This window comes from Dissulfuribacter thermophilus, from assembly GCF_001687335.1.
GTDB classification, from domain to species: Bacteria; Desulfobacterota; Dissulfuribacteria; order Dissulfuribacterales; family Dissulfuribacteraceae; genus Dissulfuribacter; species Dissulfuribacter thermophilus.
Window position 1 is genome coordinate 350,198 of record NZ_MAGO01000001.1, and the last position, 17,565, is coordinate 367,762.

Annotated in this window: 14 protein-coding genes; all 14 read left to right on the forward strand. The window is 43.5% G+C overall.

Annotated elements, in window-relative coordinates:
* Positions 1-81: 81 nt before the first annotated feature.
* The 14 genes from DBT_RS01530 to leuS all read left to right on the forward strand — a co-directional run bounded on the left by DBT_RS01530 (position 82) and on the right by leuS (position 17,556).
* Positions 82-2,559 (forward strand): TIGR03960 family B12-binding radical SAM protein, encoded by a 2,478-nt coding sequence (locus DBT_RS01530; protein ID WP_067615723.1) that lies wholly within the window; start codon positions 82-84, stop codon positions 2,557-2,559.
* A gap of 9 nt (positions 2,560-2,568) precedes the next feature.
* Positions 2,569-3,441, forward strand: a complete 873-nt coding sequence (locus DBT_RS01535; RefSeq protein WP_067615725.1) for a cation diffusion facilitator family transporter — start codon at positions 2,569-2,571, stop codon at positions 3,439-3,441.
* Positions 3,442-3,681: 240 nt separating this feature from the next.
* On the forward strand, positions 3,682-5,853 hold the full coding sequence (locus DBT_RS12615) for an ATP-binding protein (RefSeq protein ID WP_067615726.1): 2,172 nt from the start codon (positions 3,682-3,684) through the stop codon (positions 5,851-5,853).
* On the forward strand, positions 5,840-7,537 hold the full coding sequence (locus DBT_RS12620; protein ID WP_067615727.1) for a PAS domain-containing sensor histidine kinase: 1,698 nt from the start codon (positions 5,840-5,842) through the stop codon (positions 7,535-7,537). The genes DBT_RS12615 and DBT_RS12620 overlap by 14 nt, the downstream gene beginning before the upstream one ends.
* Positions 7,524-8,384 carry a response regulator gene (locus DBT_RS01550; protein WP_067615730.1) on the forward strand — a complete coding sequence of 287 codons (861 nt, stop codon included), beginning with the start codon at positions 7,524-7,526 and terminating at the stop codon, positions 8,382-8,384. Before DBT_RS12620 ends, DBT_RS01550 begins: the two co-directional genes overlap by 14 nt.
* Entirely contained in the window at positions 8,381-9,664 is a 1,284-nt protein-coding gene (nosR, locus tag DBT_RS01555; RefSeq protein WP_067615732.1) for a response regulator c-di-GMP phosphodiesterase, NosR family, read from the forward strand. Before DBT_RS01550 ends, nosR begins: the two co-directional genes overlap by 4 nt.
* An 11-nt stretch (positions 9,665-9,675) precedes the next feature.
* Positions 9,676-9,990, forward strand: a complete 315-nt coding sequence (locus tag DBT_RS01560) for a hypothetical protein (protein WP_067615734.1) — start codon at positions 9,676-9,678, stop codon at positions 9,988-9,990.
* Positions 9,990-10,847 (forward strand): HDOD domain-containing protein, encoded by an 858-nt coding sequence (locus tag DBT_RS01565; RefSeq protein WP_067615735.1) that lies wholly within the window; start codon positions 9,990-9,992, stop codon positions 10,845-10,847. The genes DBT_RS01560 and DBT_RS01565 overlap by 1 nt, the downstream gene beginning before the upstream one ends.
* Before the next feature lie 128 nt (positions 10,848-10,975).
* Positions 10,976-12,127, forward strand: a complete 1,152-nt coding sequence (ribD, locus tag DBT_RS01570) for a bifunctional diaminohydroxyphosphoribosylaminopyrimidine deaminase/5-amino-6-(5-phosphoribosylamino)uracil reductase RibD (protein WP_244155274.1) — start codon at positions 10,976-10,978, stop codon at positions 12,125-12,127.
* Positions 12,112-12,768 carry a riboflavin synthase gene (locus DBT_RS01575; RefSeq protein ID WP_067615738.1) on the forward strand — a complete coding sequence of 219 codons (657 nt, stop codon included), beginning with the start codon at positions 12,112-12,114 and terminating at the stop codon, positions 12,766-12,768. Before ribD ends, DBT_RS01575 begins: the two co-directional genes overlap by 16 nt.
* 5 nt (positions 12,769-12,773) lie before the next feature.
* Positions 12,774-14,000 carry a bifunctional 3,4-dihydroxy-2-butanone-4-phosphate synthase/GTP cyclohydrolase II gene (locus DBT_RS01580; RefSeq protein ID WP_067615741.1) on the forward strand — a complete coding sequence of 409 codons (1,227 nt, stop codon included), beginning with the start codon at positions 12,774-12,776 and terminating at the stop codon, positions 13,998-14,000.
* Between the two features lie 89 nt (positions 14,001-14,089).
* Entirely contained in the window at positions 14,090-14,569 is a 480-nt protein-coding gene (gene ribH / locus DBT_RS01585; RefSeq protein WP_067615744.1) for a 6,7-dimethyl-8-ribityllumazine synthase, read from the forward strand.
* Complete coding sequence (gene nusB / locus DBT_RS01590) at positions 14,559-14,990, forward strand: transcription antitermination factor NusB (protein WP_067615745.1); 432 nt, start codon at positions 14,559-14,561, stop codon at positions 14,988-14,990. Before ribH ends, nusB begins: the two co-directional genes overlap by 11 nt.
* A gap of 55 nt (positions 14,991-15,045) precedes the next feature.
* Positions 15,046-17,556, forward strand: coding sequence for a leucine--tRNA ligase (gene leuS / locus DBT_RS01595; RefSeq protein ID WP_067615749.1), 2,511 nt, complete (start codon positions 15,046-15,048; stop codon positions 17,554-17,556).
* Positions 17,557-17,565: the final 9 nt, after the last annotated feature.

Consider the following 17,565-nt stretch of genomic DNA (forward strand, 5'->3'; position numbering starts at 1 on the left):
ATAAATGATAACAAAATTCAAATTTTCTGAAAGGATATGATGCTTGAGGAATGGAATTTGATAGTGTACTCTCGACCACCTATGATGGAAAAGGTAAACATTGAACGGTTCCTAGACAAAATTATAGGCCCTGCTCGTTATATTGGAAATGAAGTGAATATTAGGAATCGGAGCTGGGATGGGGCCAAGGTCCGGTGCTGTCTGGTATTCCCAGACCTTTATGAGATTGGAATGAGTCACCTAGGGCTCCACATACTCTATCATATAATTAATTCATTGGACTGGGCCCTGGCTGATAGAGTCTATTGCCCTGCTCCAGACCTCGAAAGGGAGTTAAGGGAGACTAAAACACCTCTATGGGGACTCGAGGCAAGAAGACCATTAAAGGAGTATGACTGTTTAGGAATAACTCTACCCTATGAACTGTCATTCCCGAATATTCTGACTATATTAAAACTTGCTGGGATCCCCTTTTGGGCTAAGGACAGACTGGAGACAGATGATCCTATAATCATTGGTGGCGGGAGCACTGCATTCAATCCAGAGCCAGTTTCTGAGCTGTTTGACGCCATAGTCATTGGTGATGGTGAAGAAGCCATTGGGGAGATCCTTTCCCTGATAAGGGAGTGGAAGGAGGGAAATGGGACCAAAGAAGAGCTCCTTCGCTCTTTTACCAAGGTTGAAGGACTTTACGTTCCTCTTTTCTATACCCCTAATTACGGAGACAAGGGTGAGTTTTTAGGGCTTGAACCCACGCAAACGGCCCCTGAGCGTATTAAAAGGCGTTTTGTGAATGATCTTGAGTCAGTGCCCCTCCCTTCACCACCCCTGGTCCCCCTTGCCCGAATAGTGCATGATCGCCTTGGGATCGAGATTGCAAGAGGATGTACCAGGGGATGCCGTTTCTGCCAGGCTGGAATTATCTACAGGCCAGTTCGCGAAAGGAAAATTGAGACCATTGTCTCCTATGCAAAGGAGGCCCTAGCACAAACGGGCTTTGATGAGGTTTCCCTTTTGTCGCTGAGCACTGGGGAATATTCAAAGCTTGAACCTCTTATTTGTTCTATGATGGCCATGTTAAGGCCTGAATCTGTGGCCATGTCTCTTCCATCACTTCGCGTTGGGACCCTTACACCAAAGATTATGGAAGAGATTAGAAGTGTGAGAAAAACTGGTTTTACAATGGCCCCAGAGGCAGGCTCTGAACGCTTAAGAAGCGTCATCAATAAGGGTATAACTGAAGAGGATCTTATTGAGACGGCAAAAAAGGCCTATGAGGCAGGCTGGCAAAGTATGAAACTCTATTTCATGATAGGCCTTCCTACAGAGGAGGATGAGGATGTTGAGGCAATTTTGGACCTTGCTCGAAAGGTAAAAGCCCTCGCTAGAAAAGGGGGAGTGACAGTGAGCGTAGGGACATTTGTCCCAAAACCTCACACCTCCTTTCAATGGGAACCTCAGATATCTATAGAGGAATCTAGACGAAGATTGGATCTCCTCAAGCGTAACAAGAGAAGGGGGATTCGCCTCAAATGGCATGAGCCCAGACAGAGTTGGCTTGAAGGGGTCTTTTCAAGAGGAGATAGGAGGCTTTTGCCAGTCCTGATTAAGGCATGGGAAAAGGGGGCTAGACTCTCTGGATGGACAGATTATCTAGATCTCGATCCATATATTGAGGCAGGAAATTGTCTGGGAATTGACCTCAACATGTACCTGGCTGCGCGTGATATTAATAGGCCGCTTCCATGGGATCACATCGACACTGGCGTAAAGCGTCGCTTCCTTTTGAAGGAGAGGCAGCGAGCTCTCTCACTTGAGCGAACATATGACTGTAGAAAAGGGCCATGTCAGGGGTGTGGAGTATGTGATTTTAAAGAGATACGACCTATTGTCCACAGTGCTCAAGAGGTTGGACAATATGATATAAATGAGACAAAATCTGAAAAAGAAGATTCAACTATTTATTACTATACATTGAGATATGCTAAGCTCAGTGATGCAAGGTTTTTAGGTCATCTTGACACCATGAGGGCATTTCACAGGAGTGCGCGTCGAGCTAGGTTGTCTTTGGCCTTTTCAAAGGGATTTCATCCACATCCCATATTTCAGTTTGAGGAGGCCTTAGCTCTTGGCTTTGAAAGTGTCAATAGTTACTTTACAATTGGATTGAAGCGTTCGATATCCTGTGATGAACTAAAGTATAGACTCAATGAGACTCTGCCTGGAGGATTTATGGTCCTCGAGGCCCAAGGGCCAAGTAGTGTGAAAGGCCTTGCTTGTCCAAAACAAAAGGCCTTTGTTTTGTGGTTTGAAGGTATTGAAAAGATGGATTTAGTAAAATCCATCCTAGCAAAAGGACAAGGATTTAAGGTGGTTAATAAGGGGCTGGATGATCTAGTCAAAGGAATCTCTTTACCCCATCCCTGGAATGGGAGCGGGCCTTTTTGGATATTCAATCCTCCAAAAAGTAATTTTAAAAGACCGGATCGAATACTTAAGGACACCCTTTGGCATGAAGAGAAAACTATGCCGACTATAAGGGTGCTTGTAATTGATTAAATAGATTATATGGGGCATGGTCATCATCAAGATTCTTCGGAAAATATAAAAGTTGCATTCTTACTCAATCTCTCTTTCACTATCCTTGAGTTTCTAGGGGGATATTTTACAAATAGCGCAGCGATATTTGCCGATGCAGTGCATGACCTTGGGGATTGTCTCGCCCTTGCCCAGGCCTGGTATTTTGAGCGCCTTTCTCTGAGAGAGGGAGACGTTCGTTATACCTATGGATATAAGAGATTTTCAATTTTTGGTGCACTCATTAGTAGTGTGGTTCTCCTGGTAAGCTCCACCTTTATCTTGATCGAGTCAATCCCAAGGCTTATTTCTCCGGAGACCACCTATGCTCCTGGTATAGTGGTGTTTGCCGTAGTTGGAGTTATCGTTAACGGGGCGGCAATGTTCAGGTTAAGGCACCTAAAGGGCCTAAATGCCAGGGTTGTAGCCCTTCATTTCCTTGAAGATATCCTGGGTTGGATAGCAGTACTCATCATGGGTACTATCCTGTTGTTTAAGGAAATTTACATACTGGATCCGATCCTCGCTATCATCATTACCGTATATATACTTGTAAATGTCTTTAAGAATATTAAGGGGCTTTTTGCAGTATTCATGCAAGCAGTTCCAAAGGGTCTAGACCTAAAAGAGATAGAGAAAGCTATTAAAGGCATGGGAAAAGTTAAGGACATCCATCACTTGCATCTATGGTCTCTAGATGGTGAACACCACGTGTTAACAGCACATATTGTTGTTGATTGTGACATAACAAAAGAAGACTATTTTTCCATAAAAAACAAAGTAAAAGAAGTAATAGCAAAATTTCCCATATATCATTCCACTATTGAGATAGAACTCGAGGGCGAATCCTGTCGAATGAAATAGGACCGAGGTCCTTGTTCCTCTTTAGACCGGGGTCTTTTCCTTTTAAGATCACCTCATATGTTAGTTCTTTAGATGAAATATGATTTAAAAGTTTAAGTTAGCTTCTTTGACTTTGCTTTATATAGTCTTTATAAAAGGCTATAAAAAAAACTATTCAAGTCTTTTTCTAATATGTCCGATAGTTAACTTAATAATATTATTGATAATCGATGACAACTACGGGAGAACGGAGATAGTTGTATGACGTATCCTATCATATATGTGATAGATGACGACAAAGTATTACTAGAATTCATTAAAGATGTTTTGGAAAGAAAGGGCTATTTTACACGGCTCTATGAAAATGCGGAGGATTGTCTAAAGTCCTTGAATGAACGAGCTCCAGATCTAGTCATAGCAGATCACGCATTGCCAGGCATGGATGGATGCAGTCTCCTAGAACATATGAGAAAACAGTGTCCTAAGGCATGGCGGATTCTCATAACAGGCAAGCAGGTTGACGACCGTCTAGTTAGAGATGCTGTGAACAGGGCAGGAGTCCACCACTTCATTCAAAAGCCCTTTGGGGTAGAAGAGTTTCTATTTGCTGTGGAAAAGGCCCTTGAAGATCAACGCCAATACGTGCAATTACAGGAGCTTTTGAATGAACTAGAGGACCTTGCTCGAAAAAAGGCCAAAGAGGCCCTTTCCTTTCAGAGGCGTTATAAATCGCTATTTGAAAAGCTCCACCTTGGGGTGTTTGTGACTAAATGGGATGGAGAGATAGTAGAACTCAACCCTTTTGGAAGGTGGCTCTTTGGGATCAAAGAAGAAAATTATATAAAGGTTTCAATAAAGGATCTATTACCAACTGAACTCATATTTTCAAATATCCAGAGGCTACTCAAAGAAAAAGGTGAAGTAAGAGGCCTTGAAACAGTATTGATTCAGTCTGGTGAGAAGGAGAAAGAGATCCCCATAGCCATCACTGCATTTTTCCTTGAAGACCCGGATCTCGGGCGCCTAATTTTGGGAATAATAGAGGATCTCACTAAAGATGTGGAATTGAAGGCAAGGCTATTTGAGGCCCAGCTACAACTTAGGTCCACAATCGATGCAATGAAGGACTTAATCTTCACTGTCAATCGAGATCATGAAATTGTCTCCTGGAATAAGGCCATAGTGGATTTTTTGGGTGACGATTATCAGGAGTTAAAGGGAAAGAAATGCTTTGAGGTCTTTGGCGGAATTGATGGACTGTGTTGTGTTAAAGACAACCTGGAAGGTTCTGTCTGTCCATACTTTCAAAAGGTATTTGACCTCGGTCAGGAGGAGAGGAGGACATTTTGTGTCAATAAAGAAAAAGATATCTATTGGGAACACTGGATTTATCCCATTTGTGACATATCGGGCAATGTGATGCAGGCCGTAATCGTATTTAGAGACGTTTCAGAGGACTTCAAGAAGAACCTCGAAATAGAGAGGATGAATAGGGAACTCGCAAGGCTCTATGATGAGGCGAAGAAGAAGAATCAAGAATTTGAAAAATTAATAAAGGAATTAAAAGAGGCCCAGGCCCATCTCGTTCAATCTGAAAAGTTGGCCTCCATCGGACAACTCTCAGCTGGAATTGCCCATGAAATTAATAATCCAGTGGGATTTATTAGTAGTAATTTGAATACACTCAAGGATTACGCGGCAGATCTCGAGGAGTTCTTTCGTAAGGTCATAGAGATCGTGGACAGCGTCCAGGAAAAATGTGGTGAAGACAGCGAGGTAGCAACACTGTTAGGCGAATTTAATGAACTCAAAGAGGAGCTGGATATTGATTTCATATTAGATGACATTGAAAATCTCATTGAGCAGAGTCTTGAGGGGACAGAGCGAGTTCGAAAGATAGTTCAGGATCTCAAAGAGTTCTCGCACAGCGGAAAGGAAGAGCTAGAGTATGCAGACATAAATAAGTGCCTTGAAAGCACCCTTAATATCGTGTGGAATGAACTGAAATACAAGGCAGAGGTTAAAAAAGACTTTGGGAAACTGCCTCTTATGCCATGTTATCCACAAAAACTCAACCAGGTCTTTATGAACATATTGGTAAATGCTGCCCAGGCAATTGAAGATCGTGGTGAAATAAGGATCAAGACCCATGTAGTAGATACTCCAAAACAAGGCATAGAGGTGATCATTGAGGATACAGGAAAGGGTATGACTGAAGAGGTCAAGAAACGGATTTTTGAACCCTTCTTTACCACCAAGCCCGTTGGTAAGGGGACAGGGCTTGGCTTACACGTAAGTTATAAGATCGTAAAGGCCCACAAGGGAGAAATAAGAGTGGAATCAGAGCCAGGGCAAGGCACTCGCTTTACCATCTTTTTACCTATTTTAAATGAAAAAGAACTTGAAAGTGAACAGCAAAATGGAGAAAAATAGTCCGTTAAAACAACTCATTGAGCGGTTTCCTGAACCTTTAATCCTGGTGAATAAAAATGCCTTTTTTTATTGCAATCAGTCAGTTAAATCCCTTTTGGGAGACAGGTTAGACCCCTTAAGGTTATTCCCTGACCATGTTGTCCAAAAATTAGAGTCTGTGACCCAAGAGTCAGGAGTCTTAAAAGGCGAGGAGATTAGCCTTAACCTAAAGGATAAGGAAGAACGTCATATTGCAATATCTGGTGTGGCTGTAGGCGGAACAGGTTTGTTTCTTATTTATGACTTAACGGAAATAAAGACTCTTTTAAGGATTTTAAAAAACAGTAGGGACAAGTTTAGGACAGTCCTTGACGCCCTACAGGATATTGTCTTCGTTGTTGACAACAGCCTTAAAATTCAGAACGCAAACTTGGCTGCTGCTCAATGGTTGAATGAAGACATTAAAAATATAATTGGTAAAGACTGTACCATCATATACGAGAAGAATAGGCTAAAGGAAAGAGAGCCTAGTGTATCCCTTGTCAAAAAGGTTTTTGATCTCAAGGAGCCTCAACAGACTGAACTAAAATTAAATGACCCCAATGGTGAACAACGGTGGTTCTTGCAACTAGCCCTTCCAATATTTGATGACAAGGGACAGGTACGTCAAGTAGCCATTATCTTACAGAATATTCATGATCAAAAGGAAAAAGAGGCATCTATTCTGAGTCTTAATAAGGAGCTTAAAGAGAAAAACGATCGGCTCGAGAAACTTATTAAGAGATTAAAAGAGACCCAGGCTCAATTGATTCAGACTGAGAAGATGGCATCTATTGGACAATTGGCTGCTGGTGTGGCCCATGAGATCAATAATCCAGTGGGTTTTGTAAATAGCAATGTCCAGACTCTCAGAGATTATGTTCAAGATATTTTGGACCTCTTGGTTCTGTATGATGAGTTTAAAAATGCGGTGTTATCAGGAGAAAAGGCCAAAATCAATGAACTGGCTGATGCAATAGAGGCTAAAAAGGATGAGATAGACCTTGAATTTTTGTTGAATGATATATATGAGCTTTTGGAACAATCTGAGGATGGCCTTGAGAGAGTAAAGAAGATTGTACAGGATTTAAAGGATTTTTCCCATGTAGATCAGGCAGAACTCAAGGAAATAGATATTAATTCTGCTATACTTAGCACATTAAATGTAGTTTGGAATGAACTAAAATATAAGGCGAATGTAAAAAAAGAGCTTTCAGAAGACATTCCCTTGATCCTTGGTTTCCCTCAGAAATTGAATCAGGTGTTCATGAATATCTTGGTAAATGCTGCTCAGGCCATTGAAGATAGAGGGGAAATAAAGATAGTGACTAGAAAGGTTGAACATCCCAGATTGGGTGTGGAGATTGAAATATCAGATACAGGGTGTGGCATGACAGAGGAGGTGAAACAGAGGATCTTTGACGCATTTTTTACTACAAAGCCAGTGGGTAAGGGGACTGGGCTGGGGCTAAATATTGCCTACAAAATCGTTAAGGCCCATAAGGGAGAGATTAGAGTTTCTTCACAGCCTGGAAAGGGGACTACAATGACAGTTTTTCTCCCAGTATTAAACGAAGAAGAAATAAAGGATTCCCTTCAACGGGAAGAGGGGGTCGCCAGTGTTTGGATGGGGGCTTTAGAGGAGGAATTGAATGTCCAGAGATGAAGGTAGCAGCAGACAGGCTGTGTTAATAGTAGATGATGAAAAGAACATCCTCCAGGCGCTGAGAAGACTGCTCAGGAAAGAGCCATTCAAGTTGTTTTTAGCTGAGAGTGGGGAAGAAGGCCTCAAGATCTTAGAAAAAGAGAAAGATATCGACCTCATAATTTCAGATCAACGCATGCCTGGGATGACAGGGACAGAATTTCTAGAAAAAGCGGCTAATCTCTATCCTGACACCACCAGGATAGTCTTGAGCGGATATGCTGATCTGTCAACTATTACCGAATCTATAAATCGTGGCCACATCTATAAATTTCTAATGAAGCCCTGGGACGATGAGGAATTAAAGGGCGTGATCAGAGAGTGTCTAGAACTGTCTCGTCTTAAAAAGCAAAATAAAGCCCTAGAACAAGAACTGAAGCAGAGGAATCAAGAGCTTGAATGGTTGAATAAACACCTAGAAAATGAAGTGGAGCGAAGAACTCGCGCCCTACATCAGAGAAATCTAGCACTCCAACAGTATCAGCATATTCTTCACCAATTGCCTATCGGTGTGGTGGGAGTAGGAGACAATGGAAGGATTGCATTTGTGAATAAATGGATCATGGGAAAAATGGCAAAGTGTTGCCCTGATCCTCTGGATGAAGAGCTTCAGCTTGTTTTTGGCGAGAGGATTTCTCAACAACTCCTTTCTTTAGATGAAAAAAAAACGGTCTTTTCAGTAAAGGTGAAGGATATGTGGGGAGGAGATGGGGAAGTAGTTTTAAAGGGCGCAATGATATCATTTCCAGGTGGAGCAAAGGGATATGTCCTTTTGATGGACGACTATTTTGAGGGAGATGAAAAATGAGTGGTGAACATTCGGACACAATTCTTTTTGTAGATGATGAAGAAAATATCCTCAAGGCGATTTATAGGCTTTTGAGGAAAGAGGGCTACGAGATTGTCACCACTACAGATCCCTTTGAGGCGCTGGATATAGTTAGAGAAAAGCATGTCTCGGTGATCGTTAGTGACCAGAGGATGCCTACTATGGCAGGGACAGAACTCCTTGAAAAGGTAAAGGAGATAAGTCCGGATACTGTAAGGATCATCCTAACAGGATATGCAGATATGAATGCGGCTCTTGATGCTATAAATAAAGGAGGGGTCTATAGATTTATAAATAAACCCTGGAATGATGAAGATTTTAAGGCCACCTTGAGGCAGGCTGCCTTTCAGCACTATCTAATTACTGAAAACAAACGATTAATGAAGGTTACCCAGGAGCAAAATAAAAAGCTCCAGGAATTGAATTCTCAACTCGAAAAAAAGGTCCTTGAACGCACTGAACAACTGAGAAAGAAGCATGATCAATTAAAGAAACTATATCATAGGCTCCAGATAAACTTTAGGGACACAGTTAGGGTCTTTATGGAGCTCATAGAGCTTTTTGATACCTTCCTGGGCGGACATTCCAAGAGGGTGGCTACGCTTTCTAGGAATCTGGCCGAGAGGATGAACATCTCAGGAGTGGACCTTGACCTTATTGAAATAGCTGGTGCATTACACGATATAGGGCTCATTGGAATGCCAAAGGAGATCTTTCGATCGAGCTATGAAAAGCTGAGTTCTGCCCAAAAGGCCCTTTTCAGAGCCCATCCAGAGATAGGATATAGCCTTTTATACAAAATAGAGTTTCTCAGGCAAGTAGCAGTAGTGGTTAGGAGCCATCATGAACGATTTGATGGAAAAGGATTTCCAGACAAGCTACCCAATGTGTCTATTCCTATTGGGGCGAGGATTGTCAGTGTAGTGAGCGCATATGATATGTATAAATATAGGGACAAATTTGACAAGGATAAGGCGCTAAAATTTTTGAGAAAAGATGCAGGGACTTTTTTTGATCCAACTGTAGTAAAGGCCTTCGAAGATACTCTTCACACTATTAGTCCTTTGAAAGGAGAAATGGCACTTAGTCTAGATGAATTAAAAGAGGGCATGAGGCTTGCGAGAGAGATAAAAACTGCGTCGGGTAGAGTGCTCATGGCAAAAGATTCTGTATTGACTCAAGGGCATATTGTAAGGTTGAAGAAATTTCATCTAGTAGATCCTATAGTGGATAGGATATACGTATACTATCAGCCTTAGGAGGACTTGATTTGGCTCGAGATGCATTGAAGACAGTGGATGATCTAAAGGAAGGAATGACTCTTTCAAAAGATCTATTTTCACAGACTGGTACCCTACTTTTGAAGGGAGGTGAGGCCCTCACTGAAGATACTATAGCATGGCTCAAGAGGCTTGATATAAAGGCGGTATGGGTGAAGGAAGGAGGACGCGAAGGATTGACCGAAGAAGAAGTAGAACGAATCAAGGAAGAACTTGATTACAGATTTCGACGTGTTAAGGGAGATCCTTTAATGGATGACATAAGATCTTGTATTTTTCAGTTTCTTACTGGTAGGGAAGCATAATGGAGAAAATTGATTTATCTCAGGCAATAGCCAAGGCAAAAGAACTTCCAGTACTCCCTCAAACGATTGCCCAGCTCTTACATGAACTTCAAAATCCAGATCTAGATATTGAAGAATTGTCAAAAGATATTGCTCTTGATCAGGCAATAACTGCAAAGATACTAAGGCTTGTAAACTCTTCTTTTTACGGGATGCCAGGCCAAATTGGCAATCTCAACCAGGCAGTAGTTATTTTGGGACTTGATACAATCAAAAACGTGGTGCTAACCATTGCCATGGTAAAGGCCTTCAAACTTCATGACTTAAGAGAAGAAGGGTTTATGTTAGAAGATTTTTGGCGTCATACCATTGCAACTGGGCTAATCACCCAGGCCCTTTCCAAGTTTTCTGATGCCCCTAATAAGCAGGACGCATTTGTGGCTGGGCTCCTTCATGATATTGGAAAACTGTTACTGCTTCAGGTCGCACCTGAGGGCTTTAAACGGGCATTCAACATGGTGAAAAAAGATGAACTATTTTTCTGGGAGGCAGAGCGAAAGCTTCTCAGTGCTGATCATACTGAATTGGGGGCATGGCTGGGTAAAAAATGGCATTTTCCAGTACATCTCCAGGAGGTTATGTATTTCCATCATAGACCTGAAAAGTCTGAAAATAAACTTGTCCACTCGGTCCATATTGCCGATGGCTTAGCCATTGCCCTGGGGATTGGAAATAGTGGATGTACATTTGTTCCAAAGATATCCCGTAAGGCATGGGATAACTTGGGGTTATGTTCAGTGGCTCTGAGAGAATTGTTGGGAGAGATGGAAGGGATCTTTGAAGAAGTGGGGCAGACTGCCAAAATCCTCCTGGAATAAAAATCATCTTGTTAAATGCTGTATGCCTCATATAATCCCAATTACGTACTTTCCTGCATCTATTGCAAATTATAGTGCGACATGTTGTGGAATAGTTCATTAATTTTTGTGTGGTAGATTGCTTGAATATGGATCTTTCAATGTTTTCAAAGGACGACATAAAGTATATGCGTATGGCCCTTGCCCTTGGAAAAAAAGGGCTTGGAAGGACCGCCCCCAATCCAGCAGTGGGGGCAGTAGTGGTAAATGGCGATGAGGTAGTTGGCAGAGGATATCACAAAAAGGCAGGAACTGCCCATGCTGAGATCAATGCCCTCCAGGAGGCAGGCCCAAGGGCAAAGGGGGCAACCCTTTATGTTACTCTTGAGCCGTGCAATCACTTTGGGAGGACTCCTCCCTGTACCCAAGCAATTTTAAACGCAGGTATTTCAAGGGTGGTAATTGGGGCTCTGGATCCGAATCCAAGGGTAGCAGGTGGTGGGGAGGCATATCTGAGAGAAAAAGGTGTTAGGGTAGAAGTTGGATGCCTAGAGTTTGAGGCCAAGATCCTCATTGCACCTTTTGTAAAGCATACCTTTACAGGAAGGCCGTGGATAAGGGCCAAGGTGGCATCGACTCTTGACGGGAAGATTGCAACACGTACCTTTGATTCAAAGTGGATTACAGGCCCTAAGGCAAGGAGCTTTGGTCATAGGTTGAGACAAATATCCAACGCTATCATGGTTGGGCGCGGCACAGCTCAGTACGACAATCCCTCCCTAACATGCAGGATAAACTCAAAACAGGCTCATGACCCAATTCGTGTGATTTTAGATTCAAGGTTGAAATTGTCTCCAGATCTAAAGGTATTTCACCTGGAATCAAAGGCGCCCACCATAGTATTTTGTAGCAGAGTATCGAAAGACTCTGAGAAGTTCGATCTGCTCCGTAGTATTGGGGTAGAGGTGTTTGAGGTAGACGATGATCCTGGTGGTGGGCTGAGTCTTAAAGAGATTCTAAATATCCTTGGTTCCATGAATGTTCAATCTATGCTTGTAGAGGGTGGATCAGGACTCCTTGGGGCTTTTTTTGATCAGGAACTTGTGGATGAGGTCTTTTTCTTTTTTGCCCCAAAGATTATGGGAGGAAACGATTCAATAACATCTATAGGCGGCCTGGGGCCCCATGTATGTCAAGATGTAAAAAGGCTCTATCATATGGAGATAAGGCGTCTTGGAGAGGACTTTCTCGTACACGGCTTTATGGATGAAGGGGTGTTTTCAAAATGTTTACAGGGATAATCCTCGGGCTCGGAACGATATCTGCAACTACTCCAAAGGGAAGGGGATTAACCTTTTCCATTTTACCAGATTTTCTCCTAGATGATCCAATGGAGGGTGAGAGCATTGCAGTAAATGGGGTGTGTCTTACTGCAACAACCATCAGTGAAAAGGAATTTACAGTTGATGTCTCTCCAGAGACTCTATCCCGTACTACTTTGGGAGAGTTGAGATCAGGGAGCAGGGTAAACCTTGAACGTGCATTAAAGCTCTCAGATAGGCTCGGCGGCCATATCGTGAGTGGTCATGTGGATGGCGTGGGAGTGATTTTAGAACGCAAGGAACTAAGGGAATTTATGGAATTTTCCGTGAGACCGCCGAAAGACCTCATGCGATATATAATTGAAAAGGGATCCATTGCCATTGATGGCATAAGCCTTACTGTAAATGCGGTAACAGATGATACCTTCAGGGTTGCAATAATCCCCCATACCGCTAAGATCACCACTATGGGATATAGGAGGCCTGGAGATAGGGTTAATCTTGAGGTTGACCTTGTTGGCAAGTATATTGAAAAGCTGGTTGCTCCGTGGAATGGTTCGAGCCGGGGCAATACAGAGCTTGATATGGAATTTTTGAGAAAACATGGATTTTTGAGGTGATAGCCATGGCCGTAGCCACAATAGAAGAGGCATTAGAGGATATAAGACAGGGTAAGATGATCATCCTCGTAGATGATGAAGATAGAGAAAACGAGGGTGATCTGACTATGGCGGCAGAAAAAGTGACCCCTGAGGCCATAAACTTCATGGCAAAGTACGGAAGGGGACTCATCTGCCTTTCTCTTACAGAAGAGGACGTTGAAAGACTAAAGCTGCCAATGATGGTCTCAAGAAATACTTCGAGGTTCGGAACGGCATTTACTGTATCAATTGAGGCCAGAGAGGGGGTTACTACTGGGATATCTGCCTATGATAGGGCGCATACGATACTTACTGCAATTGATGAACGAAATGGGCCAGAGGCAATCGCCACACCAGGCCATGTCTTTCCGCTCAAGGCCAGGCGAGGAGGTGTGCTCGTGCGTGCTGGCCAGACTGAGGGGTCAGTGGATCTTGCAAGGCTGGCAGGTCTCAAGCCCGCTGGGGTGATCTGTGAGATCATGAAGGATGACGGTACAATGGCCAGGATGCCTGACCTGGAGGTCTTTGCCAAAGAACATGGCCTTAAGATTGTAACCATTCGTGATCTCATTGAATATAGATTGAGGACAGAATCTTTGGTGAAGCGCGAGGTTGAGACACGGCTACCATCGCGATTTGGTGGCGAATGGCGCTTGATTGCATATTCTAGTGTGCTAGATCCCCATGAGCATCTTGCCCTAATATACGGAGATCCAGAGATCCGACCAGATGAGGAGATACTCGTCAGAGTCCATTCAGAGTGTCTTACTGGTGATGTCCTCGGCTCCCTAAGGTGTGATTGTGGTCCTCAGCTACACAAGGCCATGCTGCAGATTGCCAACGCTGGTAGAGGCGTACTTTTGTATATGCGTCAGGAAGGAAGGGGGATTGGCCTCTTAAATAAACTTAGAGCATATTGCCTGCAGGATAAAGGCAGGGATACAGTAGAGGCGAATCAGGAACTAGGATTTCAGGCGGACCTTAGAGACTATGGAGTTGGCGCCCAAATACTTCGAGACCTTGGAGTTCGTAAGATGCGCCTCATGACTAATAACCCCAAAAAGATTGTTGGCCTTGAGGGCTATGGACTTGAAGTAGTGGAAAGGGTTCCAATTGAGATCCCACCTCATGAGGAGAATATCAATTACTTGAAGTGTAAGAAGGAAAAGATGGGGCATATGTTGAGTATCGTGGATGAGATAACACATTAGTAGGGAGAAGGTAGAAGGGAGAGGTGTGCGAGAATCGATTGGCCGAAGTTATGTTAATTGTTTGATTTTAAGATGAGGAGTTATAGCAGATGGCAAAGGTAATTGAAGGTAAGCTCTCTGCAGAGGGCCTGAAGGTAGGGATAGTAGTTGCACGTTTTAATGAGTTTATTTCCTCAAAGCTTCTTTCTGGGGCCATGGATGCCCTTGTGCGCCATGGGGCCAGGGAAGAAGACGTAACAATAGCCTGGGTACCAGGGGCATTTGAGATCCCTTTGATCGCAAAGAAGATGGCAAAAACTATGCGTTATGACTGTGTCATATGCCTTGGGTGCATTATTCGAGGTGCCACCCCACACTTCGATTTTGTGGCTGCAGAGGCTTCTAAGGGTATTGCTCAGACAGCTCTTGAGGTAGAGTGTCCAGTGGCCTTTGGAGTCCTTACGACTGATTCCATAGAGCAGGCCATTGAGCGAGCCGGTACAAAGGCCGGTAACAAGGGCTGGGAAGCTGCCCTTGCCGCCATAGAGATGGTAAATCTAACAAGGGCTCTAGAGGTAGATGTCAATTAGGAGAAGAGGCAGACAGATAGCCCTTCAAGTCTTGTATCAAATGGAATGGGGGGGCTGGGAGGAGGACGCGAGTGCCTCTATCTCCCGGTATCTTGAAACATCTGTTGCCAATGGGCTATCTATGGATCACCCTTCTGTCCAGTTTGCAAAATCTCTTGTTGAGGGCGTTGCAAAAAATAGATCGGTCCTCGATGAAATTATAAGAAAATATGCGAGAAACTGGCGTCTGGATAGAATGGCTATTGTGGACAGAAACATTCTAAGAATTGGGGTATATGAATTAAAATTTGTCCACGACGTACCACCCAAGGTGGCCATCAATGAAGCTATAGAGCTTGGGAAGAGGTTTGGGTCAGAAGATTCCGCCCCTTTTATAAATGGAATACTAGATGCAGTGAATAAAGACCTAGGGCTTGGGTAAAATACCTAGGCCTTGTCTTTAATCTATTATGAAGCACAGAATGCGGAGCAGAATTATGAGGTACGATTTTTCAGCTATTGAGGATAAATGGCAAAGGATCTGGAACGAAAAAGAGGTTTTTCGTACAGAGGAAGCATCTGATCTGCCCAAGTTTTACTGCCTAGAAATGTTTCCTTACCCCTCTGGCAGAATTCATATGGGGCATGTAAGGAATTATACGATTGGGGATGTATTAGCACGCCTCAAACGCATGAAGGGATTCAAGGTCTTACACCCAATGGGGTGGGACGCTTTTGGCCTGCCAGCTGAGAACGCAGCTATAAAGCACGGTACTCATCCTGCCAAATGGACATATGAAAATATTGATTACATGCGCGATCAGCTCAAGAAGCTGGGTTTCTCCTATGACTGGTCCCGGGAGATCGCCACATGCGATTCCTCGTATTACAAGTGGGAGCAACTGTTTTTCTTGGAGATGCTAGAGAAGGGACTCGTTTATAGGAAGAAGTCTAAGGTCAATTGGTGTGAGGGTTGTCAGACTGTACTTGCTAATGAGCAGGTTATTGACGGAGAGTGCTGGCGTTGTGGTAAAGAGGTAGTCGAACAGGAAAGAGAGGGCTGGTTTTTCAAGATAACTCAATATGCTGAAGAACTCTTGTCGTGTATTGATTCGCTAAAGGGTTGGCCTGAAAAGGTCCTTACAATGCAAAAGAACTGGATTGGCAAGAGTGTTGGCGCCGAGATAGAATTCCCCATCGATGGAAGAGATGAATCCATCAAGATCTTCACTACCAGACCTGATACCCTCTTTGGTGTTACTTTCATGAGCATATCCCCTGAACATCCCATGTGTATGAGCCTGGCCAGTGGCACAGCTGAGGAGGCTAAAGTTAGGGAGTTCTGTGAACGCTGGAAGCGTATCCCTAAACGCGAGCTACAGATGGAGGAAAAAGAAAAAGAAGGGGTGTTTACTGGTGCCTATGCAATAAACCCAGTTACACAAGAGAAGGTACCAATCTTTGTGGCAAATTTCGTCCTGATGGATTATGGCACTGGTGCTGTAATGGCAGTACCAGCCCATGATCAGAGAGACTTTGAGTTCGCAAAAAAGTACTCCCTTCCCATAAAGGTGGTTATACAACCTGAAGGTACGGAGCTGTCGCCTGATTCAATGGAAGAGGCCTGGGAAGGGCCAGGAGTGCTAGTTAATTCTGGCAAATTTTCTGGTTTGAAGAGCCGTGATGCAAAGGAGGCCATAGTAAAATTTCTTGAAAAGGAAGGCATTGGAAGAAAGAAGGTTAGCTTTAGACTAAGGGACTGGGGTATATCAAGGCAACGCTACTGGGGTACACCAATCCCTGTGATACACTGTGACAAGTGTGGCATAGTACCAGTTCCAAAAGAGGACCTACCAGTAGAACTTCCTCTACATGCGGATCTTCTCGAAGGTGGAAGGAGCCCTCTTCCAGAACTGGATGAATTTGTAGATGTTGAGTGCCCCCAATGTGGTGGTCGGGCAAAAAGAGAGACAGATACCATGGACACGTTTGTCGAGTCCAGTTGGTATTTCTTGAGATATTCATGCCCTCATGAGGACTCAAAGCCCCTTGATAGCCAAAGTGTGAAGGCCTGGCTTCCAGTGGATCAATATATAGGTGGAGTGGAACATGCAATACTTCACCTATTGTATTCACGCTTTTTTACTAAAGTACTTAGAGATTTAGGGTATGTGGAAATTGATGAACCCTTTACCAATCTCCTCACTCAGGGCATGGTCTTAAAAGATGGGGCAAAAATGTCCAAGTCTAAGGGTAATGTTGTAGACCCTGATGCAATGATAAAGGCCTATGGCGCCGATACTGTGAGGGTCTTTATACTCTTTGCTGCTCCACCTGAAAGAGACCTCGAGTGGAGTGATACTGGCATTGAAGGGGCCCACAGGTTCCTCACAAGGCTTTGGAGACTTGTTACGGAAAATCTTGATGATTTGAAAGAGGCTAAATGCGACCATGAACTCCTAACAAGTGCCTCAGAGCAGGATAAGAGGCTTAAGGCCTTAAGGCAAAAGACTCATCAGACTATTTTGAAAGTCACTGAGGACTGCGAAAAGAGGTTACATTTCAATACCGCCATATCTGCCATTATGGAGCTTGTAAACGAGCTTTCCGGAGTCCTAGCTGAGGAAAAGACAAAGACCGAAAGAGACAAAGGGTTTTGGGCGGTTATAAAAGAGGCAGTAAATGCAGTGTTATTTTTACTGTCTCCCATGGCTCCACATATTACTGACGAACTCGCAGAGCTTATGGGAGAAGAGGTGCCTTTAGTAAATAGAAAGTGGCCAGTTGCAGATGAAGAGGTAGCAAAGAGCGATTCAGTGCAGATAGCAGTGCAGGTAAACGGCAAGTTGAGGGCAAAAATAGAGATTATGCGTAATGCCACAGAGGATGAAGTGAAACAGATGGCATTGGGAGATGAAAGGGTCAAGAGGCATACTGAGGGCAAGGCCATTAAAAAAGTGATATATGTCCCAGGAAGGTTGATTAATATCGTTGTGGGTGGAAAATAGTACTATGTA